The sequence below is a fragment of the Pseudomonas sp. DF11 genome, assembly GCF_058148565.1.
Genome location: NZ_JBYVYN010000001.1, coordinates 130,874 through 157,414, shown reverse-complemented (window position 1 = coordinate 157,414; position 26,541 = coordinate 130,874). Strand labels below are relative to the sequence as shown.

Here is a 26,541-nt window from a genome sequence, read left to right as displayed (position 1 = left end):
CAGCTCGTCTGGTTCTTCACAGTTAGCTTCCTGCATTGGTGCCTCGGTCGTCGACGAATGCATCCTCAGGGGCGTTGCTCCAGAGGAGATGGTCAAAGCCATGAATGGCCATACTCAAGGTCGAGTCGACCTGAGCATGGATAGTATTCCAAAGGTATCCGTTGTACATTCGATGTCACTCTGACATCGCCAGCTCAAGGATGACGCATGCAAATCCAACATTTGGAAGTTGCGAATTTCCGTAAGCTTCTCTCCGTTCGAATCGACCTTTCCGCCGAAACCACGCTGCTCGTAGGTGCGAACAACAGCGGTAAGTCATCAGCAATGCTCGCTCTTCGCAAGTTTTTCAGTGGTAAGGCTTCCGGCTTCAAGCTCCAAGATTTGACCTTGGCTCACTTCACCAAGATCGAAGAAATTGGTCAAGAATGGGAAGTCGACGGGAGCGATGACGCTCTGCCGAACGTCAATGATTGGGACGACTGGCTACCGCATCTGGATATTTGGATATCAGCTGAATCAGGTGAGCTTCACTTCATTCGAGACTTGATACCCAACTTCGAATGGCGCGGGGGATTGGTGGGCATGCGGTTCCGATTGGAACCAGATGACATGGCAGAACTCTATGCCGACTACAGAAAGCAGCGTGAACGTGTTGGGTTGCTCGAAGCCGCATTAGCTGCCGATCCGAAGGTGGCCAAGGCAATGCTCGACGCTGCTGATGAATCCGCCGACCAGGAAGACGATGTCGAAGAAGTGCCGGCGAAATTGTCACTTTGGCCTCAGGGGCTGACCGACTACTTGAGCCGCAGGATGGGACGCCTCTTCAAAATCCGAGCGTACCGCCTCGACCCCGCCAAGCTGCAAACCACTTGTACAAATACCCGCCGAGCCCTGCCCCAGCGACTCAACCCGACAGCTTTGCCCCTGGAGAAAAACCCGCTAGAGGGTCTAATCAAAATTCACGAAATCAATGCTCAGAGGGGGTTCGGTGACCACGGCGATGAAGGGTATGAAGAAACCGTAAAAGGTGGAAAAAAGCTTTCCGACCAACTCAGGGCTTACTATCAGAAGCATCTCGACCCGGGCGATACACCTCTGGTAGCTGACCTCAAGGCCTTGCGAGCAATTGAGGTAGCTCAATCTGCGTTCAACACCCGTTTAAGCGACAGCTTTGGGCCTGCGCTGAAGCAAGTGCAGATGCTCGGTTACCCGGGACGCAGCGATCCAATGATCACACTTCAGGCGAAGCTAGCCGCTACAGATGGATTGAATCACGAAGCAGCGGTGCTTTTCGAAGTTGACTCATTTGCACGCCAGGCAGGCACCCCTGTGCTAAAGCTGCCCGAAACCTCGAACGGTTTGGGTTATCAGAACTTGATCTGGATGATTTTCCGCCTGATGAGTTTCAGGGATGATTGGTTGAAACGGTCTCGGAACCCCGACGTCCAAACGGCTACAGGGATCGAGCCCATCCATCTCGTCTTGGTCGAGGAGCCAGAAGCGCACTTGCACGTCCAGGTGCAGCAGGTCTTCGTAAAGCATGCTTACGAAGTGTTGTGCCGGGATGAGTTGACCAAGCAGTACCCCAACCTCAATACACAGCTGGTTGTCAGTACTCATTCGAGTCACGTTGCTCATGAGGTCGAATACCAGCATTTACGCTACTTCAGGCGCCTGCCAGCCGGCATGGATGACATCCCGGTGCCCGTCTCCACCGTGTCCAACCTGTCCAATGTCTTCGGCGATAAAACCTACACTCAGGAATTCGTCACGCGTTACCTGCGAGCGCAACACGCAGACCTCTTTTTTGCAGACGCCGTGATCTTGGTGGAGGGTGCGGCAGAAAGGATGCTACTGCCGCATTTCTTGCGATCAAATTATGAGTTCCTTGATCAGTGTTACATCACCATTCTTGATATTGGTGGTAGTCATGCGCACCGCTTAAGGCCTTTGATTGATGCGTTGGGGATCCTGACACTCGTCATCACGGATCTTGATGCCGGCAAAAAGCGGAGCGCCCAGCCTGCCAAGCTAGGTGCCAGTCTCACCACAAACAATCCAACCTTGCGCCATTGGATCAGAATGAAGGGGGAGTCTGCCCAGGTTGATGACCTGATGCTCATGCCGCCTGAGGCTAAGTGGCAGGTGATTGATGATCTCTTTGCCATACGCATCGCTTACCAGACGCCGATAGCCGTCAGTCTGCCCGAGATCGGTGATGTGGAGGTGCTTGCGAACACCTTTGAAGACAGTTTGGTGTTGAGCAATACCGAGTACTTCACCAATCGCGCTGGCCGAGGCCTGCTAGGTACCTTCCATAAAGCACTTCGTTCAGCCAAAACGACTGATGCCCTGAGCAATGAACTATTTGAAGCCCTGCGCACCGGTGACAAAGCCCAATTTGCCTTGCAGGTGCTTGGGGATTCAGCGTTCAAGAGCTTGAAGCTTCCTGAATACATCAGTGAGGGGTTGGCTTGGCTTGAGTTGAACCTCATGAAGAAGCGATCTGAACTGCTGCTTGTGACGACTGCTGATGAGGAGGTGGCATCATGACAACGACCGCCCCCCTCAATCGTGGTGCTGATGAGGTGATTCAGGAGTGCCTCGACTTGGACAACCCCAAAAGCTTTTTCTTGTATGCCGGTGCAGGGTCAGGAAAAACCTACTCTTTGGTTGAAGCCGTCAGAAGTTGCAAGAGCAGATTCAACGAGAAACTATTCGTCGAGGGCAGGAAAATTGCCATCATCACCTACACCAATGCTGCAGCCGAGGAGGTTATCCGACGTCTTGAATATGACCCTTTGGTTGAGGTGTCTACGATCCATGCGTTTTCCTGGTTGATGATAAAAGGATTTAACGACGAAATCAGAGCCTGGCTACGGGTAAAGCTGGCCCAGGACATCCGCAGGCTGGAAGCCGATATTGCTAAAGCTCGCGGAGAGAACAAGACGTTAAGGCGCAACCGCGCAGAACTGCAGAGCAAGACGCGCCGACTTGAAAACATCGAGCTCGTTCCGGCTTTCACCTATAGCCCGACTGGAGACAATCGCGGCTACCAGGCCCTGAACCATTCCGAGGTCATCGGCATGGCAGCTGCATTTCTACAACGCCCTCCTCTGCTGGATGTCTTGGTCGACAAGTATCCCGTCCTGCTGATTGATGAAAGTCAGGACACGATGGAGGTACTTCTCGATGCATTCCTCGTGGCAGAAGCGCAGGCCTCAGATCGATTCTGCCTGGGGCTAATCGGTGACACCATGCAGAGCATCTACGGACATGGCAAACAGCGATTGGAGAGTGCCATTCCCGAACGCTGGGCCAAGCCAGCAAAGATCATCAATCGGAGGTGCCCAAAACGCGTCGTGACGTTGATCAACGACATTCGCGCTCAAGTAGACACTCATCGCCAGGATCCTATAGAAGGCGCGCCTGAGGGAGCAGTACGCATGTACTGCGTTTCTCATGATCAAGCAAAAGACTTTCAAGTCGAGAATGAGATCGCCACTCTCATGGCGGACTTAACGGGTGATGATGAATGGGCAAAGGGCCCTTCAAATCGAAAAACCTTGATCTTGGAACACAAGATGGCCAGCAGGAGAATGGGGTTCGAAGGCGTTTTTTCCCCTCTCTACGCCGTGGAGCACATCAGAACAGGTCTGTTGGACGGCACATTGTCGGTACTGAAGCTATTTGTTGAAGGGGTAATTCCTATTCTTAATGCTGCCGCTATCGACTCATTCAGGCTTATGGAGGCCGTAAGACTTCGCTCTCCGCTGCTTGATCGGGCGTATCTTGAATCGCTTACAGACCAGTGCGCAGCTGTCGAGCGTGTCGGCAGTGCTACTCAGGCGTTACTCGCTATTTTCAATGATGCAGATCCGCTGATTTGCGACGTAGTTGATGTATTGCTGGCTACCAATCTTCTGCCTGTTCCCGAGCGTCTTGAGGCAGCTTTCCGCCTGGGCATTACCTCTGAACCTACCCCCGAATCTGTTGATCGAGGCGTTCTAGAAACTCATGCGTACCGTCAGATGTTGGAAAGCCGCTTTTCTGAATTAAGGGCCTATGCGGACTACTGCAGCGAACTCTCTCCTTATGGAACCCATCAAGGCGTCAAAGGGCTTGAGTTCCCACGCGTGATGGTAATTCTCAGTGACAAGGAAGCCGCCGGGTTTCTCTGGAGCTATGACAAGGCCTTGGGCGTAACGCCTCCATCGGCAAGTGATCTGCAAAAGCAAGCTGATGGAGATGATAATCCACTGACTCGGACACGCAGGCTGTTGTATGTGACATGCAGTCGCGCACAGAAAAGCCTGGTAATCGTTTATTATTCAGCCGATCCTGAAGCAGCAAGAAAAAGCATTTTGAAGACAAATTGGTTGCAAGCGGGTGAAGTGAAAACTTTCGGCATATCCGATTCTCTACCAGCACCGGACGACCTATAGGTTCTGATTTTTTAACTTCTTATTGAATAAGGTGCATCATGGGTCGTGGAGTTAGCCGAAAAGCGTTCATTGAGTCGCATGGTGCAACCTGTCGAAGTTGGACGTGGAGCTGGTCATTTGTCAATCACGATGATCAATATGATTATATTGAGTGCGATCCATAAACCTCACCTACCACAAGATGGTGCCTCGGTTTACCGTGGCATTTCCGGCGAACAGTTCCACGGCAGCAGTGCTTCATAGGCTGCCACTGATGATGCTGATGAAGAATTCGTTGCGCCGACCAAGCGTCGCAGCAAGCGTAAACCTTTGTCGGCAGATCTGCCTCGTATTGAAGTCATCCATGATTTGCCCGAGCACGAACTGACCTGCGCCTGCGGTTGCCGCATGCACGTCATTGGCGAGGGAAACCAGCAAGCAACTCGACATCGTGCCGATGCAGATCCGCGTGCTCAAACACGTGCGCAAGGTATACGGCTGCCATGGCTGCGAAACCGCACCGTTCAACGCTGACAAACCGGCGCAGTTGATCGAAAATAGCCTTGCCAGCCCTAGTGTGCTGGCCAGGCTGCTGACCACCAAGTACGTCGGTGGTTTGCCACTGCACCGTTTCGAAACGGTGCTAAACCGGCACGGGATCGAAATCTCTCGGCAAACCCTGGCGCGTTGGGTGATCCAGTGCAGCGAACACTTTCAGCCGTTGCTGAACCTGATGCACGACCACCTGCTGGAAAGCCCAGTGATTCACTGCGATGAAACAAGGGTGCAGGTGCTCAAAGAACCGGATCGCGACCCAACCAGCCAGTCTTGGATGTGGGTTCAGGCCAGTGGACCACCTGATCGACAAGTTGTTCTGTTCAACTACATCACCAGCCGTGCGCAGGAAGTACCGTTGCGCTTGCTGGAAGGGTATCGCAGTTACGTGATGACCGATGATTACGCCGGTTACAGCGCGTTGGCGTTACAGCCCGGTGTCGAGCGGCTGGCGTGCATGGTTCACGTGCGACGCAAGTTTGTCGAGGCGCAGAAGGTGCAGCCCAAAGGTAAGACGGGGCGCGACGACATCGTGCTGGCGATGATCAACAAGTGGTATGGCATCGAGCGTGAACTCAAGGATGTCAGCGATGAACAGCGCTTCATTGGTCGCCATGAAAGAAGCCTGCCGATACTTGGTCAGTTGAAAAGCTGGCTGGATAAAACGCAGTCCCAAGTGCAGCCGCAATGCATATTGGGAGAGGCCGTGTACTACCTGGCCAACAACCGGAGCCGGCTGGAGCGCTTTGTTGAGGCCGGCCACTTGCCGATCGACAACAACTTGGCAGAGCGCGCGATCAAGCCGTTTGTCATCGGTCGCAAGGCGTGGCTGTTCAGTGACACGCCCAACGGCGCCACGGCCAGCGCGCAGATATGCAGAGAGGCGACCGCATGAGCGATATCGCCTGATGCTCGACGGCGTGCTCAGGGTGCTCTGCTCGGGCGCTGCGTGGGGAGATATGCTGGAGTGTTTCGGCCCTGGGTCAACGGTGTGTCAACAGTTTCGGCGTCGGAGAAACCAGTGCGTTTGCTGCCCTCCACGACCGCCAGCTTCGGACCCAGGCTTTGTCAAAACCGCGCTGCTTTTCGATGATCCCTCTTGAGTGTGAACTCTGAAAAGAGCCGGCCCTGACAACCAATTATTCCAATAACCTCCGAGCAAGCCGGGACTCACGTACACTAAAAGCCGCCGACGACCATCCTGATCCGTGTCAGAAATCGCCAATCACGATCGCGCACGTACCGGTTGGGCTGGGGGCAAAATTGGGGGCAAAGCTTAAAATTTCCATCCTGAAACTACCACCCTAGAGCCATGTCAAAATGTTCTTTGGCGACCCTGAGAGTCTTTAGGCGTCGTCGGGTGGGCTGTTCGGCTGATCATTTCTGCCTTTCCAGAAACCATGGAGCTCCATTCACTTCCAGTGGATTGCGCCATTGGGGGCACATCTGAGGGCATGCTTTAGATGGTTTGAAAAGGATGCCCCCAACCTAAGGTGTAACATTCCCCCGTGTCGAAAAAATCACAAGCCGCTGTTCCCAAACCGCCGTCAAGCGCTCTCCGATCCACTTCGATCAATGGCTGAATGTCCAACAAAGTCAAAACCCGGCGGATCAATTCGAAATACTCCTTTGCGATTTCCAGAATGTTCCGAAGCCCGAGAACCCCGGTCGATTTTTTCAATGGAATATGTATTGGCCGGACGGCTACATCTCTGCGACTGAAACTGCTTGAACGAAAATATCAATCGGCCCTATTTCTGAAAGGCGTACGCAGGGTTCGTGGACGTTCAACTCGAACCTACCAAGCTATCGAAGCTGCGAGTGTAGGTTCAGGTCTGACGTATATACCGGAAGAGCTAGCACGGCCTTACATCGAGAACGGTAACCTGCAAGTCGTGCTCAATGACTGGGCGCCGAGCGTTCCTGGGCTTCATATCTTCTACGCAAACCACCGCCAATCTTCGCCCGCACTGTCGCTGATCGTTGGGGCACTGCGCTTGCGGCGTTGAACAAACGTGCCGGTGCCTCGCGTTCCTGAGCGTAAAACTGATGTGCTCAGCGTCACTCTCTTACAGACCACACACTCATGAAGAATCGGTCATCGACCCCGCGAGTGCTGAGTTGAACTGGTTCGGTTTCGACTGAGACTCTGGACAGAATCGTCGACTGGATTGTCTTCATGTACTTCTGAAAATGTGCAGACGCCATACGGCTTCGATATGCCGCCTCATCTGCATAGATCTCGAAGAAGTGCAGCCAATTTGGGTGTTCTTTTTCCGCCACCGAGTAATAGCCCGCAGGTCCGGTTCCTGTCCACGCGGGGCCTTGGCCTGGATTACTGAGCGCTGCTCACGGATTCATTCTGAAAACGCCAGTTATCAGCTGCAACCTAGTGCCATAGGCTCCCACACTGAACACCGGCTTCAGCAACACCTACTGCGAATGGAGACGTTGATGAACACTAAAACCCCCACCGCAACGGGAGCTGGGATAGAACTCTCCCGACGACAAGTGCTGATAGGTACCGCAGGTACTGCGGTCACGGCCGTATTAGCGAAGGTCGATGATGCCCAAGCGACTGCCAACACGAAATCAGCAGCGCAGAGCCCACCAGGCAGTCATGTGACGTTTACCCTCAACGAGCGGCGAGTTGCCTTGGATGTCGACAACCGCAGCACGCTCCTGGACGTCCTTCGAGAAAGGCTGCATTTAACCGGCACCAAGAAGGGTTGTGACCACGGCCAGTGCGGTGCCTGTACGGTGATCGTAGAAGGTCGACGAATAAACGCGTGCCTCACGCTTGCGGTCATGCATGAAGGTGACAGCATCACCACCATTGAAGGGCTCGGTACGCCGGACAACCTGCACCCTCTGCAAGCGGCATTCATCAAGCACGACGGCTACCAATGCGGTTACTGCACGCCTGGGCAGATTTGCTCGGCAGTCGCGATGCTTGAAGAGATAAAGGCCGGCATACCCAGCCACGTCACCAGCGATTTGATCGCCAGTAGCACCGTCACAGCCACTGAAATTCGCGAGCGCATGAGTGGAAATATCTGCCGTTGCGGGGCGTACTCCAACATCGTCGATGCCATTCAAGAGATAGCCGGAGATGAGGCATGAAATCCTTTACTTACGAACGAGCCACCTCTTTGCAGCAAGCAGTTAATGCCGTTGCCAATAACCCGGGCGCCCGATTCATCGCCGGCGGTACTAATTTGCTCGACTTGATGAAACTGGAAATAGAAATCCCCCAGCACCTGATAGATGTAAACGGACTGGCGCTCGATGAAATCACCCCGACTGAGGACGGCGGGCTAAGGATCGGCGCCATGGTGCGTAACACTGACTTGGCTGCTGCGCCTCAGGTGCGTCGAGACTATGCCGTACTATCCAAGGCGCTGCTCGCGGGAGCGTCAGGGCAATTGCGCAACAAAGCCACAACGGCAGGCAATCTATTGCAACGCACCCGGTGCGCCTACTTTTACGATACCAATCAGCCTTGCAATAAGCGGCGTCCGGGTGCCGGCTGCTCTGCAATCGGTGGCGCCAGTCGGCAACAAGCGATCGTCGGGGTCAGCGATGCCTGCATTGCAAGCCATCCCAGTGACATGGCTGTGGCGATGCGAGCATTGGGCGCAAGGGTAGAAACACTCAACTCGGACGGCCAAGTTAGAACGATTGATCTCGCCGACCTTTACAGCGCACCGGGGACCACCCCACATATCGAGAACATCCTGAACAACGGCGAACTGATTACTGCCGTGACGCTGCCTAAACCTTTAGGGGGCGAGCATATCTACTACAAGGTTCGTGACCGCACCTCCTACGCGTTTGCGCTGGTTTCTGTCGCGGCGATCATACTGCCAGACCGGACGGGGCAACTCGCCCTGGGAGGCGTGGCGTACAAGCCTTGGCGAAGTGAAGAGGCCGAAGCTTATCTGCCTGATGGCGCGAAGGCCGTAGCCACACATTTGCTGGCTGCCGCTAATCCTACCGCGCAGAACGCCTTCAAGATCAAACTGGCGGAACGGACAATTGGCCTTGCGCTTTCCACCGCATCTTCCTAAGCGACATCACCGACATTGCACGGCTGCGGTCGATTGACCAGGAGTAAGCCTCATGAAGTTTGATACGCCTGCGAGCACCAATCCCATTGATCAAATGAAGGTGATTGGTCAACCCAAAGATCGAGTTGAAGGCAAACTGAAAACAACCGGCACGGCGACCTATGCTTACGAACAACAGGCCGCTGTCAGTCCCCCCGCCTACGGCTATGTCGTGGGTTCAGCAATCGGCAAAGGTCGAATTTCCTCAATTGATTCGAGCGAAGCACGCCAAGCCAGTGGCGTGATTACAATCGTCACCTATGAGAATGCGGGTCGACTGGACAAGGGCGAATTTTACGTTGACCGCGCACTTGCCGGCCCAAAGATCGATCACTATCACCAGGCCGTAGCCATTGTCGTCGCACAGACGTTTGAACAAGCCAGGGCTGCTTCGACTCTGCTTCGGGTCTACTACGTAAGAGAGCCTGGGGCCTACGACCTCGCCGCACAGAGAGCGTCAGCCAAGACACCCGCGCCGGGTGCGTTCGGCCCTCCTCCCCACACCGCGATCGGGGATTTCGAAGGCGCGTTCAAGCAGGCAGCCGTCACCCTCGACGGCCATTACACTACCCCGGATCATGCCCACGCGATGATGGAGCCTCATGCCACCATCGCTCAGTGGCAGGGAGACAAACTGACGCTATGGACATCCATTCAGCAGATGAACTGGGGTGTCAGAGACCTCGCTAAAACGCTAGGCATCTCCAAAGACAACATTCACCTGATCTCACCCTACATCGGCGGCGGCTTTGGTGGAAAAGGCACCATCCTGTGCGACGCCGTATTGGCGTCTCTTGCCGCTAGAGCGGCCGGGCGCCCGGTGAAAGTAGCACTCCCCCGCCCGCTCATGTTTAACAACCTGACCCATAGACCCGCGACGATTCAAAGAATCCGGCTCGGTGCAAATCCGGACGGCACACTCACTGCCGTCGGCCACGAGAGCTGGTCTGGCAATCTGCGCGGTGGTCGCACTGAAGCGGCCACCGCATCGACCCGAACGTTGTATGCGGGCGCAAACCGCATGACACGCTTGTATCTCGCCGAACTCGACCTTGCCGAAGGTAGCGCCATGCGCGCGCCCGGTGAAGCTCCAGGCATGATGGCACTGGAAATTGCCATGGACGAAATGGCTGAGAAACTGGGGATGGATCCTGTGAAGTTTCGCGTCATCAACGACACTCAGGTAGACCCGGAGCAGCCTGATCGCCGGTTCTCTCAGCGCCAGTTAGTCGAATGCCTGCATACGGGAGCCGATCATTTTGGCTGGGCTCGGCGTAGTACCCAACCGGCTAAAGAACTGCATGACGGTTGGTGGGTCGGGCTGGGGATGGCGTCGGCGATTCGAGGCGCACCCACGACAAAATCCGCTGCTCGCGTGCGACTTGATCGCAAAGGTATGGTCACCGTTGAAACCGACATGACTGATATTGGCACCGGCTCTTACACAATCATTGCTCAAACGGCTGCGGAAATGATGGGCGTGGACATGGGCAAGGTAAACGTCTACCTGGGCGACTCAAGATTTCCGGAATCATCGGGTTCAGGCGGCCAATGGGGCGCAGCCTCATCCACGGCGGGCGTCTATGCTGCTTGTGTGAAACTTAGAGAAGCCGTCGCAACCAAGTTGGGCCTCGATCCGACAAAAACCGAATTTATCGATGGCCACGTCCGTGAAGGGTCGAAAAACCTGCCATTGGCACAAGCGACAAAAGACGGCGACTTGCAGGCCGAAGACGTCATGGAGTTTGGCGACTTGGCTAAGCAGTATGCCCAACAAACCTTTGGCGCTCACTTCGTAGAGGTTGGTGTAAACGCGGCCACCGGAGAAATTCGCATTCGCCGCCAGCTGGCAGTGTGCGCAGCAGGCAGAATACTCAACCCCAAAACGGCACGCAGTCAGATCATCGGGGGAATGACTATGGGCGCAGGTGCAGCGCTGATGGAAGAAATGATTGTAGACCATCGTTTGGGCTATTTTGTTAATCACGATCTGGCTGGCTACGAAGTGCCGGTGCATGCCGACATCCCCCATCAGGAGGTTATTTTCCTGGATGAAGTTGACGCCTATGCGACTCCGCTGAAGGCTAAGGGTGTCGGCGAACTCGGTATTTCAGGAGCGGCAGCGGCGATTGCCAACGCTGTTTATAACGCCACCGGCATTAGGGTTCGTGATTACCCCATTACGCTCGACAAGTTGATTGACCACTTGCCCGCTGTGGGCTGACCTTACCGCTTTTTGCTTCGGAGTCATCAATGCAACTGAGCCGCACGAACCTGGCAGATATTGTTTATTTCCTCGCCATCGCTCGGCATCAAAGCTTCAGAAAGGCGGGTCTGGACGTGGGCATCAGCGCGTCTGCACTGAGCCATGCCATGAAAGGGCTGGAGACACGGCTTGGTGTTCGACTGCTCAATCGCACCACCCGAAGCGTGACACTCACAGCAGCTGGTGAGGAGCTGCAAAGCCTCATCAGCACCCCGGTCAATGATATCGGACAGGCGCTGGAGACCCTGAACCGGCTACGCGATGAGCCAGCCGGGCGTATCCGCCTGAACGTGTTGAGCGATGGCGCAAAACTGCTGCTCGGCCCCGTTCTTCCGGTTTTCATTGATCGCTATCCGGACATCGAGGTTGACCTCACCGTGACTAACCGAATGGTCGATATTATCGGCGACGGCCACGATGCAGGGATTCGTTTCGGCGGGACGGTGCCCGAAGACATGATCGCTCAACGACTCTCTCCCGATGTGGCATGGGCCGTCGTTGGCGCGCCTGATTACCTTGAGCGATTCGGCACCCCGCTACATCCGGAAGAGCTGTACCAACATCGTTGTTTACGCGTGCGTCTGGGGAATGCACGCATTTACCACTGGCAATTCTCGAAGGAGGATCAACAGATGGAGATAGACGCGCCGGGCGCCATCACTATCGATGAGACCCGCGTTGGTGTGGCGATGGCAATGCGCGGCGCCGGCTTGATGTATGTTCCTGCGAAGGTCGTCGAACGACAGATCACGGAAGGCTCCCTGCGGCGAGTCCTTGAGGACTGGGCTCACCATGACCCAGGCTTTCACATCTACTACTCAAGCTTCAGACAAGTTCCCGTAGGCATTCGCCTACTGATTGACCTCATCCGCGAACTCGAACCCATGGGGCCACTCCCCTAGCGACTCAGCTCGCCTGGCGCTTGGTGAACACATCGCTAAATACCGGCACGGCTGAGAAGGCGTTAGGCCATCCAGCATAGAACGCCAGATGTGAAAGCAATTCGCAAGCCTCGGTCTGCGTCAGGCCATTGTCCATCGCACGATTAAGGTGGTAACCGATCTGCGCAACCTGACCGTTTGCAACTAACGTCGTAACAGTAATCAGGCTACGGTCTCTGGGCGCAAGACCCGGACGCAGCCAGAGATCGTTGAATAACGCACTGGTGGTGAATTTCACTAACCCTGGCGAAACCGGGCCAACAGATTTGTCGACAGCTGCAACGCGTGCGTCTTCGGCAGCCTGATCGATAGGCAATAGCACGGGCGACACCGGCGCCAGTTGGTCAGAGGCTATGCCATGCTTGCTAAACACCTCTTTGGCAATCGGCGCTGCTCCAGCGGCGTTACCCCAACCCGAATAAAATGCGAGATGGTTGATAGTTTCGGACAACTCCAAAGGCGTCACCCCGTTCTTCAACGCCAGATCCAGGTATGCCGCCAGCTCAGTTGTCTGACCTCGCGCAATCAGCACGGCGACCGTTGCCAGGCTCCGGTCACGGGGAGACAACTCTGGGCGCTTCCAGACCTCACCGAGCAATAATGTGCCAGCGTTGTGAGCCATTACCGGTGATGCGGCGTGTATATCGGCTGAATTTGACATGTGCGAAATTTCCTTAGTCCGCGCCCCCTCGGGGGTGGCGCATGCAGACAAGCACAGCGCTAAGCCTGCTGCTGCAAATGTTCGAATAATCATAATGAAGCGCCGTACTGGGCTTCGGTAACTGGCTCAAGCCACTCGACATTTTTCCCGTCAAGCGTCTCTTGAATGGCCATGTGAGTCACGCCGGTCGTGCTCGTTGCGCCATGCCAATGCTTGACGCCAGGCGGCGTCCATATCACGTCTCCAGGCTTGATGACCTGTTTATCAGCGCCCTCTTGTTGAACCCATCCGGTACCCATTGTGACCACCAACATTTGTCCCAACGGGTGGGTATGCCACATCGATCGCGCACCCGGTTGAAAGGTCACATACCCTGCCGAGACTTTCGACGGTGCCCGTGGGGCGAAGAGAGGGTCAATTCGTGCATGCCCCACAAAATTAGCTGGCGGCCCGATTAGGGATGCCTGCTCACCATTTCTCACGATCGTCATGGATTGCTCGGAGGGGGCATCAGCAGCGCAGGCGTTAAATGCGATGGTGGCCAGCAGGGCGACTGCAGGCATGGCTGCTCTTGGGCGCATCGGTAGCTCCTTGCTCAATGAATAGAGTTGCGAACAACCTAATTGATGTCTCTACGTTCAACTACCGGCTGTTTGGTTTATGCACCGATGAGCAGCCCTCAACAATAGGCCGGTGTGCGCTCAGCGCTGGGGCTTGCGCAAACGTCGGCTGGCGCGAGTGATGGTCCGAGACCTCGCGGGATCGCCCGGGGACCGCTTCCATACTCCCACCATTGTCGTGAAGGCGGTGGCCGAGGCACTCAAGCGTTCCCGGCCCGCGTATTTTGCAGCCCGGTTGTTCGCTTCAAAGACGCAGCAGACGTTCGGCATTACCGTGAGCGATGAGTGCTTTCTCCGCATCGCTAATTGGGAGTGCGTCGATGAAGGCTCGCGCGCCATCCAGGCTTTGGTAGGGATAGTCGATGGAGTGCAGGATGCGCTCAGACCCCATCAACGAATGAACAAACTGAAAGTGCGGCAGCGTCAGCATGCCACTGGGGGTGACGTACACATGCTCACGATAAGTCTGCACGATGGGTCGTTTCAGGCCAGAGGCCTCCTGCGGAATGGAGTCTTCCAAACGCTGCAGGTAGAACGGCACCATTTCCCCCCAGTGTCCGCTGATGACCTGCAGATTTGGATAACGGTCAAACACACCTGCAAGCAATAAACGCACGACGTGAATACCGGCTTCGTTGTGCCAACCCCAAGCGAACATCGACAGGCGAGCGGTTAGTTCGCGATCAAATCCACCGTAGTAAGGGGCCTGCACCGCCGGCAGCGGCAGGCCGGGATGGACGAACAGCGGCACCTGCATTTCATCGAGCGCTGCCAGGATCGGTGCATGGCGCGGATCGTCCAGAAACGTTTCGCCAGGACGGCCGTTGATAAGTGCTCCTTTGAGGCCCAGCTCCTTTACTGCCCGCTCCAATTCCCGTGCAGCTGCTTCCGGCGCCTGCCACGGCAGGGTTGCAAAGCCGGCGAAACGTTCTGGATGGGCTTGGGCAGCCTCGGCCAGCCTGTCGTTGGCAGCTCGATTCAGTTCGACGGCTTCTTGCGCAGGCAACAACTGGGGGAACCCACCATAGGAAAGCACCTGCATGCCAATTCCCGCCGCGTCCATGTCCGCCAAACGTGCGGCGCCCATCTCCAGTGCCTTTCTTGCCGACTCGCTGGCCGCAACCACATGCGGACGACTGTCATCCGTGACATTGCAACCGTCGGTTACGCGACTACCCCAATCCGGAAGATAAGGAGCCTGCGCCAGTGCGCGCATTTGCGTAGCTTTACCAATGGCAGAATCGAGTACATGTTCTTCGACACAGATCAGTTTCATGATGACTTCCTGGGTTCCGAAAAGTGATCGCCCTTCACGAGCGCTCTCTGTCGCCTTCAAAGCGTGCCCGTTGCCAACGTCGGCAAATGGTTGTGAACGGCCAATCAAACCGATAAAGTTCTAGCCGTCGAAAGAGTGCTGGCCGGATGGTAGCCCGGTCGCTGTTCCACGGAACGGCAACTCCTCCCCATGGGGTATCCGCGACACCTAGCCCGGCTTGCCGGTTGCGAAGGTGTGCCCGCGGATACCTCATTAATCGTCGGCACACCTTCTCTATCAACACGGAAGGAAAGACGATGAAACTTACAGACAACACCATTCTCATTACTGGCGGCGCAACAGGCATCGGCTTGGCGCTGGCAAAACGCTTTTCCAGCGAAGGCAATAAGGTCATCATCTGCGGCCGTAGCGAGACCGCCTTGCGGCAGGCCAAGGACGCGGTGCCGGCCTTGGTTACGCACGTCTGCGACGTGGCCGACGCGGTCAGTCGCCGTGCATTGGTTCAGTGGTTGAAGACCCACCATCCGACCCTGAACGTCCTTATCAACAATGCCGGCATTCAGGCACATCGCGACTTCACCACCGATCCCGCAACGGACAGCTTGGATCAAGAAGTGGCGATCAATTTCACTGCGCCCATCCACTTGATTGCTGACTTGTTGCCTACGCTCAGGCTGCAAGCCCAAGCCTATGTGATTAACGTCAGTTCGGGCTTGGCCTTCTCGCCCATGGCTGACGTGCCGGTCTACTGCGCGACCAAGGCCGCGATTCACTCCTTCACGCTCAGTCTGCGGCATCAACTCAAGACGACCGGCATCCGAGTGATCGAGATCGCCCCGCCGATCGTCGATACCGGACTGGGTGGCGGCGCCCGCAGCGAAGGCACCGTCAATCACATGATGGTCACCCCCGACGACTTCGCCAAGGAGACGCTTGAGCAACTTGCCGAAGGCAAGGATGAAGTGTTGATCGGTGTTTCGGCCAAGACACGCGAGCTTGGAGAAGCCATGTTCGAAAGAATGAACAGCCTCGGCTGATTCGAACCCAAGCGGGCCCTGAATGATCGTGGCTGCATGCTGCCTCCATATCGGAGCCAGAATCGTGCCAGCCCCGATGACAAAATCGGCAGACGAACCACTTCCGTCCCTCCGTCAGGTCGTCGCCTTCAACTGGGCGACGACCGCTTTGCCCACGCCACGCGCTGAGGCTGGGTTTTGGCCGGTCACCAGGTGCCCATCGGTTACCACTTGCTCTGACCAGTTAGGGGCTGGCTGATGCAGTGCGCCGCGCGCCTTTAACGTGCTCGCCAGCAAATACGGCACAACCGTGGTGTACTGGACCTCGGCCTCTTCCTCATCCGTGAAGGATGCGAGCTTCTTGCCGGCGACGAGATAGCTGCCGTCCGACAATGTCGCATTCACCAGCGCGGCCGGGCCGTGGCAAACGGCCGAGACGATGCCGCCGGCCTCCCATATCTCGCGAATGACCTTCTGCACAGCCGCGCTGTCCGCAAAGTCCCACATCGTGCCATGGCCGCCGACGAAGAAGACCGCCGAGTAGCGCGAGGGGTCGAGATCGCTGAGCACCAGGGAATGAGCCAGTGCGTCTCGGAAGCCCTTGTCCTTCCAGTAGTGGTCGTTGGTTGAATCGGACAAGTCAAAGAAGTCGATCGGCGGATGACCTCCTCGGATGGAAGCGATCTCCACCGCAATCCCAGCTGCCTCGAAGACTTCCAGCGGATGGGTCAGCTCAACCATGGCGAAACCGGTGGGTTCGCCACTGTCGCCGCGGATCGGATGGCTGGTGACCACGCACAGGATGGGTTTGATCGTGCTTGTCATGTTTTTACTTCCTCAGGACTTTATCGTGGCCATATCGATGACGAAGCGGTACTTCACATCGCTTTTCAACATGCGCTCGTAGGCTTCGTTAATCTTCTGGATGGGAATGATCTCGACGTCCGAGACAATGCCGTGCTCTCCACAGAAATCCAGCATCTCCTGTCCGAATCCGGCCGCTCCACTTGCGCAGCGCGGTCGATCCCATCGGTGCCTCCTGTTGTTGGTCTCAGGCGTTGCCAGCAGCGAACAGCGCTTCCCAGTTGGTGAAGGGACCAAGCGGGATAACCTCCCAATCAATGAGGCCTGCCTTGGCGAGCGGGAACTCGGCCAATGCTGCCTTGGCGACTTCGACAGATTCGGCTTCGGCGATGATCGCGACACCGGGACGATCCTGCCGGAAATAGATATCCCGGATAATGTCGCCCTTGTACATCTGCCAGGTGTGGCGGACTTCGTCCGTCATATGTGGTGCATATTTTTCCATCGTGGCGCCGGGCTGCGGGACGTCGAGGCAAAGCAATTTCATGGTCTTGCTCCTGGATTGGATTTGAGGCGAAATGGCTTATACAGAATTGAATCGACGGGCAGTCTGGGCGACCCGTTTGCCTAGATAAGAGGCGGTATCGAGATCACTGCGAATCGGCGTGAGATCGGCGCCTTGGTCGTTGTTCGACTGCGTCATGGCGCCGAGCCAACTTCCATGACGATTGAGATCGTTTTCGCTACCGGTGCTACTGCTGTTACCCGGCATCATGTCCAGACCAAGCCAGATCATGCCGTGCTGAGCGGCGAACAGCGCCATGGAGACCAGCGAATTCAGCTTGTCGCCGTGCTGCGCGCCAGAATTGGTGAAACCGGCAGCGAGCTTGTCGCGCCACTTGAGTTCGATCCACGCGGCCTTCGTGGAGTCCTCAAAGAACTGCTTGAAGCGAGCGCTGATCATGCCGTTATAAGTCGGTGAGCCGAAGATAATCGCGTCGCTCTTCTCTAGCCGCTCCCAGTCGATCGGACCATCCGCCACGGCGATCAGCCGGACGTCGGCACCGTCGACCGATCTGGCGCCTTCAGCAACTGCCTCGGCCACACGTGCGGTATGACCATAACCACTGTCATACACAATTGAGATCAACTTCATATAACTCCCCCCTGTTCTTTGGCCATACGTGAGATCCATAGGCAGGTAGTTCTTTTGGTGTGAACCACAACGTTGCAAAAGCACAGAGAGACACCGTGTGCTGCTGTGCCACTTTAAAGTAGAATATTAATCAGCATTGGAGGTAATAGTTCTCGTCAGTGCGTCCTTTAATTCTACAATCCAAGGGAGCTAGCCGTGCGGGATAGATTCGATGGTGTGCAGCTGTTCGTGGAAGTCGTCGACGCCGGTGGTTTTGCGAAAGCCGGTGAACGGGTTTCCTTGACGCGCTCGGCGGTCGGCAAGGCGATTGCACGTCTAGAGGAGCGACTTGGCGTTCAGCTGTTTCAGCGGACCACGAGAACTCAGTGTCTGACCGAGGACGGCCAGCAGTACTATGAGCGCTGCCTACGTGCGATCGATGAGTTGCGCGCGGGTGAGACCATGCTGGAGAACGGCCGGCGGGAGGTCGTCGGCAAGTTGCGAGTCACGCTTCCTGTTTTGTTCGGGCGCTATCGTGTCGCGCCCATTTTGCGGTCATATGCGCGCCAACATCCCAACCTAGAGCTGGAGCTCAATTTCAGCGACCGCCAGGTTGACTTGATCGCCGAGGGTTTTGACCTCGCAGTGCGCAACGGTCGGCTAGGCAATGGCTCGACCCTGCGTGCGCGCCAGTTAGTCAGTCAACGAAAGGTGCTGTGCGCCTCGCAGGCTTATCTTGAACGACGGGGCGAGCCACACACGTTAGCCGATCTGACTGACCATGACCTACTTCCATACTGGCGCAACGATCACGGTTTGGCGTGGAAGCTTCCCGACGCAAAAGGTGCGCTGGTTGACGTTAATGTCACTTCACGCCTGCGCTTCGACGACTTGGAGGTGATTGCGGATGCCGCCGCCGAGGGCATGGGCCTGGCTTGGCTTCCTTACTGGCTGATCCGGGATCGGATGCAGCAGGGCTCGCTCGTAGAGATATGGGGAGATCGGCCTAGAGCAGCCATGGAGTGCTATGTGGTCTGGCCTGCTGCCCAATATCAGCCGCTTCGATCTCGACTTGCTATCGACGTGCTTGTATGCGAGTTGGAGAAATACCCGCAAGACTGAAAGCACCCTCGATGATTGAAAGGTAAGTCATGCGCCGCTGCATCAGACCCCATTGACCCAAGGAGATATCACATGACAAAAAACAGAAACCGACTCCTGTCGGCGCTATTTTGCGCTGGTGTGGCATTTAGCCTCGGAGCAGGTACGGTGCAGGCACAAGAGACACCCGCGACCGTCGTACGCATTGCCGAATTGGTGATCGATCCGGCACAGCTTGAAGCCTACAAGGTGGCCGTCAGGGAAGAAATGGAAGAATCCATCCGCGTTGAACCTGGCGTGCTCGCCATCTATTCAGTCGCGGAAAAGGGAAAGCCCAACAGTCTTCGTTTTTTCGAGATATACGCTAGCGAGGAAGCCTATCGAGCACACATCGAATCCCCGCACTTCAAGAAATATGTAGCGATCACACAGCCCATGATCTTGTCGCGCAAGCTGATTGAAACACAACCCGTCCAACTCAGCGCCAAAGCGCCACAGCCTGACTGACGACCAACGCCACCTCAATCTTGCGAAGGAGCATGACCAATGAAGCTGAATAACACCGCATTTTATATGGCCGTCGCGACTGTAATCTTGACCCTTGGCGCGCCCATTGCCCAAGCTCAGACACCGCCTCCCCAGGCACAGCAGGCTAAAGGAAGCGCCCCTGCCTACTACATTGCCGAATTCGAACTGACCGACCCGGAGGGAATCAAGCCATACCGGGATCAGGTGGATGCCACGTTTGAGCGCTACAGCGGACGATACATAGTGCGTGCCCCCGGAGTCAGCCCGCTCGAAGGCAGTCCACCGAGTCATCGGTTGATCATCATCGAGTTCGATAGCCTTGAGCAGGCTCGTGCCTGGTACAACTCACCTGAGTACGCCAAAGTCCGGCCCTTCCGGCAGCGATCAGGCCATACCAATGCCTATATCGTCGAAGGCGAGCCGAAGTAGAAAGGGTTAACCATGAGCGTGTGGATCAGAGGGGCTTGGAAGACCTGCCATGATCATGTTGATAGCGATCCGTTGGAGCAAATAAACCATGGCCATCGAAAATGATGTTCCAATCCTGCGAATCTTCGAGTTCGTGCTCGATCCACACGACATACCACCGTTTCTCGAAGCAGGCAGGATAAATATTGAGACGTCGTTACGGAGCGAGCCGGGTGTTTTCTCAATGTATTGCGCCGTTGATACAGACGACCCGACCAGGCTCTATGTGGTGGAGGTTTATCGGGATCAGGCGGCTTATCAGGCACACGTGGAATCTGCACATTTCAAGACGTTCCTTCGAGCAAGCGAGGGCAAGGTCATTTCGCGACAGATCATACAAACCTCTCCAGCGGTTCTAGGGGCCAAGAGCTTCGATTGGTGTGTCCAGTAAAATAGATCAGGTATCGAGCCCAATAATGGCTCAAGACCTTACAGATATCTATCACCATCAGTGGGCCGCCCTCTGCCATGGAAGCTCCACGTTTCCATAGGGGGCCGCGTCAACGACCTTCGCGGTCAAGCCCCCTCCTACACAGGCGCTTTCCGATGACACATCACCGCATCGGTCAGTTGGATCAGTTGCTGCATCAAATACACCGAGCCGCATTCGATGATATCGGGCGGGCTGGGCAGTGCCAGGTCCTGCAACGCCAAGTGAAAGCTGATACGCGCCGGGCGGGGTTGCGGCTGCAGAATCCACGGCCAGTCACGTACCGGTTCCGCCAGCGATCGCGCCGGCCTGCTCGACCCCGACTCCCCCCGTGCTTGCGTAAATGAGCGTGATACACCGGTAACTTGCTGCGCTGGTGATGTCGGGTTAATTGGCGCTTGGCTTTCGAGGATCTTGGGAAGCTCAAAGTGCGAGCACGTCGTTTGCCAGCCTTGGCAAAACCATCGGCTTCAACTACCTCAACGAACAATTGCACACCATCGAAATCGGCGACAGCTCAGCACAGGCGAACTAAGTAGAAAGCTGATCGAATGGTGACAAAAACTGACCGCCTTGCTCTGTAGATTCCACTCGGTGACTACCCCAGTCGTATGCCGGAGTTTGGAGACGAATCATGAAACGCATTCAGTACAGCAGATATGGCGGGCCAGAGGTTATGCAGGTTCAAGACTTTGAGCTTCCTACCCCAGGCGAAGGTGAGGTCGGTGTCAGTGTCAAGTTTTCAGCGATCAATCCAATTGACTGGAAGCTGCGGACTGGGCAAATGAAGATCGTTACCGGTCGGAAATTCCCTCGCACGATGGGAATGGATTTCTCTGGCAGGGTTATATCGATCGGCGCCGGCGTCACGCGATTCAAGGTCGGGGACCCGGTGTTTGGACTTGCTCGATTTAAAGAAAGCGGAGCGTTTGGCCATGCTGTTATCACAAAAGAGGCGTTTTTAGCCCATAAGCCGGATGATGTGTCATTCGAGCACGCCGCCTGCCTGGGCACCCCAGGTATAACTGCCTGGAACGGGCTTATAGACAAGGCCAAGCTGCGAGCCGGCCAGCATGTCTTCGTCAATGGATGTGCCGGAGCCGTAGGCGAAGCCGCTGTACAAATAGCTCTGATTCATGGGGCCGTCGTCTCGGGCAGTTGCAGTGACAGGGACATGCAGCGAGCAAAGTCGCTGGGTGTGCAGACTGTTTATGATTATCGGAACATGCAGCTATCGAGTATTGCCACTCGATTCGACGTGGTTTACGACACCGCGGCAACGCTGCCGATATCTAAAGGCGTTGCGACGCTAAAATCGGGAGGCGTGTTTCTTGATCTAAACCCCGGCCTAGGTAAGTTTGTCCGCGCTTTTTTTGATCGCAGACTCAAAATGATCATAGGCTCACCGCGCGCCGAGATATTGGATAAGCTTGCCAAGGCTGCCAGTGAGAGGCGCTACAACGTCCGAGTTGCGGAAACCGTTTCGATGTCCGAGTCGATTCGGCTTATCACTGAGCTTGAGAAAGGCCGTAAGCTCGGCGGTAAAGGTGTCATCGCGATGGAGTAGACATGGCCAGGAGTCACCGTTTGTTTGAGCTAATGCAAGTGCTGCGCCGACATCGTAGAACGGTGTCGGGCCAGACACTTGCGCGGGAGTTGGGCGTTTCATTACGCACCATACGTCGCGATGTGGTGACCTTGCAGGGGATGGGCGCCGACATCGAGGGCGAGCCTGGCTTAGGTTATATTTTGAAACCTGGTTTTCTGTTACCCCCGCTTGCATTTACAGAAGAAGAAATACAGGCGCTTGTAGTCGGTGCCCAGTGGGTCAGTCGTCAGACAGACGATAAATTTGCCCTCGCAGTAAAGAATGCGTTGGCCAAAATCAATGCCGTGTTGCCTCTGGATATGCGTCACACCTTTGACGACGAAACGTTCTACGTGGGCGCCCACTCCAACCTTTCCACTTCAATCGACCTGAGTGAAGTCCGATTCGCATTGCGTGATCAGCGCAAACTGCTTATCACCTTGTCGATATCCCACGCACCTGCAGATAAACAAATTATCTGGCCGATCATGCTGGGCTTCATAGACGCAAAGCGCTTCCTGTCGGCGTGGTGTGAAGCGGACAATCGGTTCCGCGTGATTGCTATGGATGACATTGCAAAACTGGAAGTGCTTGCCGAGCGCTACAGTCGTAACCGGCGCCAGCTTATTAAGGAATGGCGGGCTCATGAGGTCTTGCCTTGTAACGGCTCTGGCGAGGTGTGCTGATCGGAGGAATAAAAAACGTCGGATGTTGCCAGGCATTTTTGCGCTGGGTTAGGTTCGGATAGGGCACCGATACGCCACAAAGGTCGCACAGAGCGCAGTTTCCGGATGAGTCAGTAAGCGGCCAGTAAGATGAAGCAGCGGAGGATAGCGGAGTTTGCAGCTTGGCGATTCGTAAGTCTCCATTCACTGTAGCCAACTGCCCATTTGATCATTGTTTCGCATTGAGTAACGTTAAGATGTCTAGCCTGTGCGCTCTATTGAAAAGCCTGCCCGTTCCGGACCGTTCTGCGAAAATCAATTCGCGGGTCGGCTATATGTGCCTGTTCCTATGAGTCGTATTCTTTTGGTCGAAGACCACGAGCGCTTGGCACATCTTATTTGCAAAGGCTTAACGACCTCTGGAATTGCCGTTGATGTCATTAGCCGCGTCGATAATGCGTGGGCGGCCCTCCAGCAGGTTCCTTATCAGGCGCTGGTACTTGATCGAGGTTTGCCGGACGGGGATGGGCTGATTTTGCTGCGGCGCTTGCGTGACGCGGGAATGGGGCTTCCCTGCCTTGTCCTGACGGCAAGAGATGCGCTGCACGACCGGGTTGAGGGGCTGGACGCTGGCGCCGATGATTATCTACCCAAGCCATTCGCGATGGACGAAATGGTGGCTCGAGTGCGGGCACTTCTGCGTCGACCTGCCGAACACCGCCCCTTAGCGCCTTCCCATGGCGAACTCAGTGTGCAACCTGATACCGGCATGATGTGCAATGCCGATGCAAGCATCGCCCTGGCGCCTGCGGAAATGCAGATCATGTTGCTGTTACTTCGCAAGCCGGGAGAGCTCGTCCGTCGTAATGCAATTGAGGCTGCCGCATGGGGGCTAGGTGACGCAGTGACACCGAATGCTCTGGATGTGGCGCTCCATCGAATTCGCCGCAAACTAATATCCATCGGCTGCCCTCAACGAATTGTTAATTTGCGAGGTTTTGGATATGCGTTACGCCAATGCGATGTGGCGCCATAGTATTAGCTTTAAAATGCTGCTTGCCTACGTCGCTGGGGTGCTGCTGAGTATCCTCCTGATCGCGTCAGCGGCACTCGCTCTAATCGTTTCAGAAAGCGATGTTTTTCTGACCGCGGATGTGGCCGAGCGTAGCCATGAGTTGGCGAACAAACTTCAGTTTGATAGTGCTGGCACGCCTATCGGATTCGATAGCAGCCAGGATAATCGAATCTGGAGCTATAAAAGCCTGGGCCAGGAAATCGGCTATCGAGTGCTGGATTCCGCTGCGAATGTCAGATTGACGTCCACTGAGGATAAATTCTGGCCTTCTAACATAGCAATTACCCGATCAGAGAGCGGAGCATTCAACTTCGAGCGTGAAGGCCTGTTGATGTACGCTGCAACGTCCTCTGTCGAGCATGACGGCAGAACCTGGTACTTGCAGTTTGCGGCCAGTAAGAGGTTGATGGAGCTGCTCCATGTCGGGTTCGCCTGGCCGTTCATGGGGGCTGGCATTGTCCTCTTCAGCCTGGTATTGCTTTTTGTATTCGGCGGCTGCGCATACGTTACGCTGGGCTACACGCTTAAACCTTTACGTGAGGTATCGGAGTCTGCGGCCGCAATTTCCCCTCGGTCTCTGCATTCCAGATTAGCGGTAAAAACTGTGCCATCCGAAATTGCACCGCTGGTGGCCAGCTTTAACCATACGCTTGAGCGCTTAGAGCATGGGTACCGTGTACAACAGGATTTTCTGGCAACAGCTGCACACGAACTGAAAACGCCGCTGGCACTGATACGCGCACAAATCGAATTGATGGAGCAGAGCGAAGGTCGCAGTTCACTACTCAGCGATGTCGCCCACATGACGCGGCAGGTTCAACAACTGTTGCTTTTGGCCGAAGCCAGTGAGGTACAAAATTACAGCCTTGCAGCCGTTAATACCCTGGACGTTGCAAACGAAGCCATCTTTTATCTGCGACGAATGGCCGACGCAGCGGGCGTCCGCCTCATTCTGGTAAACAGTACTGCTGCGCTGTGCTTATGGCAGGCCGACCGCAGCGCCCTTTTTACGCTACTGAAAAACCTGCTTGAGAATGCCATCCAGCATGCCCCGCGGGGCACTGAAGTCCATGTAACGCTTGATGAAAACTCCCTGACTGTACGTGATTGGGGCGCTGGTGTGGGGCCAGAGCAGCTATCGCAGGTATTTGCTCGTTTCTGGCGCGGCTCTCATCGACGCGACCATGGCGCCGGATTAGGCCTGACTATTTGCCAAGAGATCGCGCGGGCGCACCGATGGACACTTTCTGCCCGAAGAGCGGAGCCTGGCCTGATCTTTTGCTTGTGTCGATCGGAAAGCTGATCAGCTAGATCGAAGGAGGCCGGATCAGCTTTCCGGGAACCTCAGCGATTCAGTTGCCTCTGCGTGATACTGTAGATCGTAGTACTTTCCAGAATAACTTAGAGTCTTTTGCGGTTTTCCATACTCACTGCGTAATGCGAGAACAGTCTCAATTCCCGAAATATCTAATTTAGCACGTGGATCAAGTCCGTCTTGCTGGACCAACAGCATTTCATAAGTTTGGCCGACCATGGTTCCTGATAAGTTCGGCATATTTTTACTTAGGATCGCTATTGCTTCAGCCTTGTTTGTTGGGTTACGGAGCCACTCGATAGCCTGCATATACGCACGAATGTAGCCGACTAACTCAACGTGATTGTGTTTCGCCCAATCGCGGCGCGCGGCACCGACCGATGCTTGATAGTGACCCAGTACATCTTCCACATTGGCAAGAACATTGAAGCCCTTTTGTTGAGCGGCCGCATGTAATGGCGAGATAAGAAGCGTGCCAGCATATTTATTCTCAACTAACGTTTGGTAACGCTGACGCAACCCACCCACGCTGACAAACTCGACATCCGCCGCCCCTAGACCGCCCTCCTTCAGTAACTCACGGAGCACGAATGAGTAGCCTGTGGTTTGAGCATCCACTGAGAGTTGTTTACCTTTGAGGTCGGCGTATTTTTTTATCTCCGGCGAGGTCACTAGCCGGAGGAAGCCTTTGTTGCTGGCGCCCATGAAGGCGAATAAATCCGGGTTCCGCTGCGTACGGGCTTCACCTTGCCCTTCTGTATAGGCAATAACATTGTCGATGCCAGTCATCGCGATGTCGAAATCTCCTTCAATGAGTCCGGCAAGCTGAAATTTCGAATCCGGGGTTGGGGTCAGTGAAACGGTTATTCCGCTGCGGCTAAAATAGCCGAGTTCTTGGGCTACCCAAATAGGCCAATCATGAGGAGATGGAAACGACACAACGGATATTGGGGTCATTTTTCGATCTCCTGCAGGTAGCGCATTTTTGGTTAAATCAGAGACCTGAGGGCATCTCTTTGCCCGTTGCTCCTCAACCAGCAGAGCTACCCTTTTATCAGCCTCATTCTCTACACTTGCTGCGTTGAAGTAACGCACGCCAATAGCGATGGGAATGATGACCTTCCAAGAACCGCGCTTCGCTTGAACTGCATTCTCACGTGTAGCGCGTGCCTGATCTAATTGATTGACGATTGCAGGACAATCCAGCGAAGAAAACACAGACTCCGACATTTCGCTTCTTGGGATGTTCGCGCAACCCGTTACAACTAGCGCAAGTGAAAACAACAAGAGTAGTTTGGACATTAGCCTTCCTTTTTAAGCCGAAGCGTGTCACTTCCGACCGGAGAGGTGAGGAGTGAGCTGAATTTCATCAACTTGACGAGGTACTCGCGGTGACCTCGGTTGGGATGAGATGCAACTTTAGGACGAGGCGCCTTACCAGATACTTACGGAGCATGTGCTCTAGACAACTCTCATTGAGAGTTCTTTATCAAAAGCCAAAAGTGTCGAGCGTTCCAGCTACAGGCTTCGATACAATCATCAGCCTGCGCGGGAATTTAAAGAG

23 protein-coding genes and 4 pseudogenes are annotated in these 26,541 nt (G+C 55.2%); 18 read left to right on the top strand and 9 right to left on the bottom strand.

Annotation, left to right across the window (positions count from 1 at the left end; all coding sequences use genetic code 11):
• The first annotated feature begins 207 nt into the window (after positions 1-207).
• From AC30D9_RS00720 to AC30D9_RS00680, 9 genes and pseudogenes are all read left to right on the top strand, one after another.
• Positions 208-2,553: an AAA family ATPase gene (locus AC30D9_RS00720; RefSeq protein ID WP_490143182.1), complete on the top strand. Its 2,346-nt coding sequence runs from the start codon at positions 208-210 to the stop codon at positions 2,551-2,553.
• Entirely contained in the window at positions 2,550-4,445 is a 1,896-nt protein-coding gene (locus AC30D9_RS00715; protein ID WP_490143181.1) for a UvrD-helicase domain-containing protein, read from the top strand. The genes AC30D9_RS00720 and AC30D9_RS00715 overlap by 4 nt, the downstream gene beginning before the upstream one ends.
• A 255-nt stretch (positions 4,446-4,700) precedes the next feature.
• Positions 4,701-5,853: pseudogene (gene tnpC / locus AC30D9_RS00710) on the top strand (IS66 family transposase); the annotation flags it as partial.
• A 10-nt stretch (positions 5,854-5,863) separates the two neighbouring features.
• Positions 5,864-6,001, top strand: a pseudogene (locus AC30D9_RS00705) (transposase); the annotation flags it as partial.
• Positions 6,002-6,562: 561 nt separating this feature from the next.
• Positions 6,563-6,988, top strand: a complete 426-nt coding sequence (locus tag AC30D9_RS00700) for a LysR substrate-binding domain-containing protein (RefSeq protein ID WP_109754038.1) — start codon at positions 6,563-6,565, stop codon at positions 6,986-6,988.
• A 445-nt stretch (positions 6,989-7,433) separates the two neighbouring features.
• The gene (paoA, locus tag AC30D9_RS00695) at positions 7,434-8,102 is read left to right on the top strand and encodes an aldehyde dehydrogenase iron-sulfur subunit PaoA (protein WP_109754037.1); all 669 of its coding nucleotides are present in this window, start codon (positions 7,434-7,436) and stop codon (positions 8,100-8,102) included.
• Positions 8,099-9,049 (top strand): FAD binding domain-containing protein, encoded by a 951-nt coding sequence (locus AC30D9_RS00690; RefSeq protein WP_109754036.1) that lies wholly within the window; start codon positions 8,099-8,101, stop codon positions 9,047-9,049. The genes paoA and AC30D9_RS00690 overlap by 4 nt, the downstream gene beginning before the upstream one ends.
• A 52-nt stretch (positions 9,050-9,101) precedes the next feature.
• Positions 9,102-11,312 (top strand): aldehyde oxidoreductase molybdenum-binding subunit PaoC, encoded by a 2,211-nt coding sequence (gene paoC, locus AC30D9_RS00685; RefSeq protein WP_490143180.1) that lies wholly within the window; start codon positions 9,102-9,104, stop codon positions 11,310-11,312.
• Between the two features lie 29 nt (positions 11,313-11,341).
• A complete protein-coding gene (locus tag AC30D9_RS00680; RefSeq protein WP_109754034.1) occupies positions 11,342-12,256 on the top strand; it encodes a LysR family transcriptional regulator in 915 nt (304 codons plus the stop codon).
• Positions 12,257-12,260: 4 nt separating this feature from the next.
• Here the strand turns inward: AC30D9_RS00680 and AC30D9_RS00675 are convergent, their stop codons facing one another.
• The 3 genes from AC30D9_RS00675 to AC30D9_RS00665 form a co-directional block, all read right to left on the bottom strand.
• Positions 12,261-13,049: a carboxymuconolactone decarboxylase family protein gene (locus AC30D9_RS00675; protein WP_109754033.1), complete on the bottom strand. Its 789-nt coding sequence runs from the start codon at positions 13,047-13,049 to the stop codon at positions 12,261-12,263.
• On the bottom strand, positions 13,046-13,537 hold the full coding sequence (locus tag AC30D9_RS00670) for a (R)-mandelonitrile lyase (protein WP_490143179.1): 492 nt from the start codon (positions 13,535-13,537) through the stop codon (positions 13,046-13,048). Before AC30D9_RS00670 ends, AC30D9_RS00675 begins: the two co-directional genes overlap by 4 nt.
• Positions 13,538-13,820: 283 nt before the next feature.
• On the bottom strand, positions 13,821-14,852 hold the full coding sequence (locus AC30D9_RS00665) for an amidohydrolase family protein (RefSeq protein ID WP_490143178.1): 1,032 nt from the start codon (positions 14,850-14,852) through the stop codon (positions 13,821-13,823).
• A gap of 296 nt (positions 14,853-15,148) precedes the next feature.
• Here AC30D9_RS00665 and AC30D9_RS00660 point away from each other — a divergent pair, with 296 nt between their 5' ends.
• Positions 15,149-15,889, top strand: a complete 741-nt coding sequence (locus AC30D9_RS00660) for an SDR family oxidoreductase (RefSeq protein WP_109754031.1) — start codon at positions 15,149-15,151, stop codon at positions 15,887-15,889.
• 114 nt (positions 15,890-16,003) lie between these two features.
• Here the strand turns inward: AC30D9_RS00660 and AC30D9_RS00655 are convergent, their stop codons facing one another.
• From AC30D9_RS00655 to AC30D9_RS00640, 4 genes and pseudogenes are all read right to left on the bottom strand, one after another.
• Positions 16,004-16,693, bottom strand: a complete 690-nt coding sequence (locus AC30D9_RS00655; RefSeq protein WP_109754030.1) for a type 1 glutamine amidotransferase domain-containing protein — start codon at positions 16,691-16,693, stop codon at positions 16,004-16,006.
• A 12-nt stretch (positions 16,694-16,705) separates the two neighbouring features.
• Positions 16,706-16,855 (bottom strand): annotated as a pseudogene (locus tag AC30D9_RS00650) (NAD(P)-dependent alcohol dehydrogenase); the annotation flags it as partial.
• Between the two features lie 64 nt (positions 16,856-16,919).
• Positions 16,920-17,219 carry a superoxide dismutase gene (locus AC30D9_RS00645; protein WP_490143177.1) on the bottom strand — a complete coding sequence of 100 codons (300 nt, stop codon included), beginning with the start codon at positions 17,217-17,219 and terminating at the stop codon, positions 16,920-16,922.
• Between the two features lie 36 nt (positions 17,220-17,255).
• Positions 17,256-17,828: a flavodoxin family protein gene (locus AC30D9_RS00640; RefSeq protein WP_109754028.1), complete on the bottom strand. Its 573-nt coding sequence runs from the start codon at positions 17,826-17,828 to the stop codon at positions 17,256-17,258.
• A 195-nt stretch (positions 17,829-18,023) separates the two neighbouring features.
• On the opposite strand from AC30D9_RS00640, the gene AC30D9_RS00635 reads away from it, so the two are divergent.
• The 4 genes from AC30D9_RS00635 to AC30D9_RS00620 all read left to right on the top strand — a co-directional run bounded on the left by AC30D9_RS00635 (position 18,024) and on the right by AC30D9_RS00620 (position 20,295).
• Entirely contained in the window at positions 18,024-18,929 is a 906-nt protein-coding gene (locus AC30D9_RS00635) for a LysR family transcriptional regulator (RefSeq protein WP_109754027.1), read from the top strand.
• A 72-nt stretch (positions 18,930-19,001) separates the two neighbouring features.
• Complete coding sequence (locus AC30D9_RS00630) at positions 19,002-19,415, top strand: putative quinol monooxygenase (RefSeq protein ID WP_109754026.1); 414 nt, start codon at positions 19,002-19,004, stop codon at positions 19,413-19,415.
• Positions 19,416-19,454: 39 nt separating this feature from the next.
• Positions 19,455-19,865 (top strand): DUF1330 domain-containing protein, encoded by a 411-nt coding sequence (locus AC30D9_RS00625; protein WP_490143176.1) that lies wholly within the window; start codon positions 19,455-19,457, stop codon positions 19,863-19,865.
• An 88-nt stretch (positions 19,866-19,953) separates the two neighbouring features.
• Positions 19,954-20,295, top strand: a complete 342-nt coding sequence (locus AC30D9_RS00620) for a putative quinol monooxygenase (RefSeq protein ID WP_212802453.1) — start codon at positions 19,954-19,956, stop codon at positions 20,293-20,295.
• A 161-nt stretch (positions 20,296-20,456) separates the two neighbouring features.
• Here AC30D9_RS00620 and AC30D9_RS00615 read toward each other — a convergent pair.
• Positions 20,457-20,630 (bottom strand): annotated as a pseudogene (locus tag AC30D9_RS00615) (LysR family transcriptional regulator); the annotation flags it as partial.
• Between the two features lie 338 nt (positions 20,631-20,968).
• On the opposite strand from AC30D9_RS00615, the gene AC30D9_RS00610 reads away from it, so the two are divergent.
• The 4 genes from AC30D9_RS00610 (at position 20,969) to AC30D9_RS00595 (ending at position 24,965) form a co-directional block, all read left to right on the top strand.
• Entirely contained in the window at positions 20,969-21,901 is a 933-nt protein-coding gene (locus tag AC30D9_RS00610; RefSeq protein WP_109754024.1) for an NAD(P)-dependent alcohol dehydrogenase, read from the top strand.
• A gap of 2 nt (positions 21,902-21,903) precedes the next feature.
• Positions 21,904-22,608: a helix-turn-helix transcriptional regulator gene (locus AC30D9_RS00605; protein ID WP_109754023.1), complete on the top strand. Its 705-nt coding sequence runs from the start codon at positions 21,904-21,906 to the stop codon at positions 22,606-22,608.
• A gap of 328 nt (positions 22,609-22,936) precedes the next feature.
• A complete protein-coding gene (locus AC30D9_RS00600) occupies positions 22,937-23,623 on the top strand; it encodes a response regulator transcription factor (protein ID WP_109754022.1) in 687 nt (228 codons plus the stop codon).
• On the top strand, positions 23,592-24,965 hold the full coding sequence (locus tag AC30D9_RS00595; RefSeq protein ID WP_490143175.1) for a sensor histidine kinase: 1,374 nt from the start codon (positions 23,592-23,594) through the stop codon (positions 24,963-24,965). Before AC30D9_RS00600 ends, AC30D9_RS00595 begins: the two co-directional genes overlap by 32 nt.
• Before the next feature lie 24 nt (positions 24,966-24,989).
• Here AC30D9_RS00595 and AC30D9_RS00590 read toward each other — a convergent pair whose 3' ends face one another.
• On the bottom strand, positions 24,990-26,279 hold the full coding sequence (locus tag AC30D9_RS00590; protein ID WP_490143174.1) for an ABC transporter substrate-binding protein: 1,290 nt from the start codon (positions 26,277-26,279) through the stop codon (positions 24,990-24,992).
• Positions 26,280-26,541 lie beyond the last annotated feature (262 nt).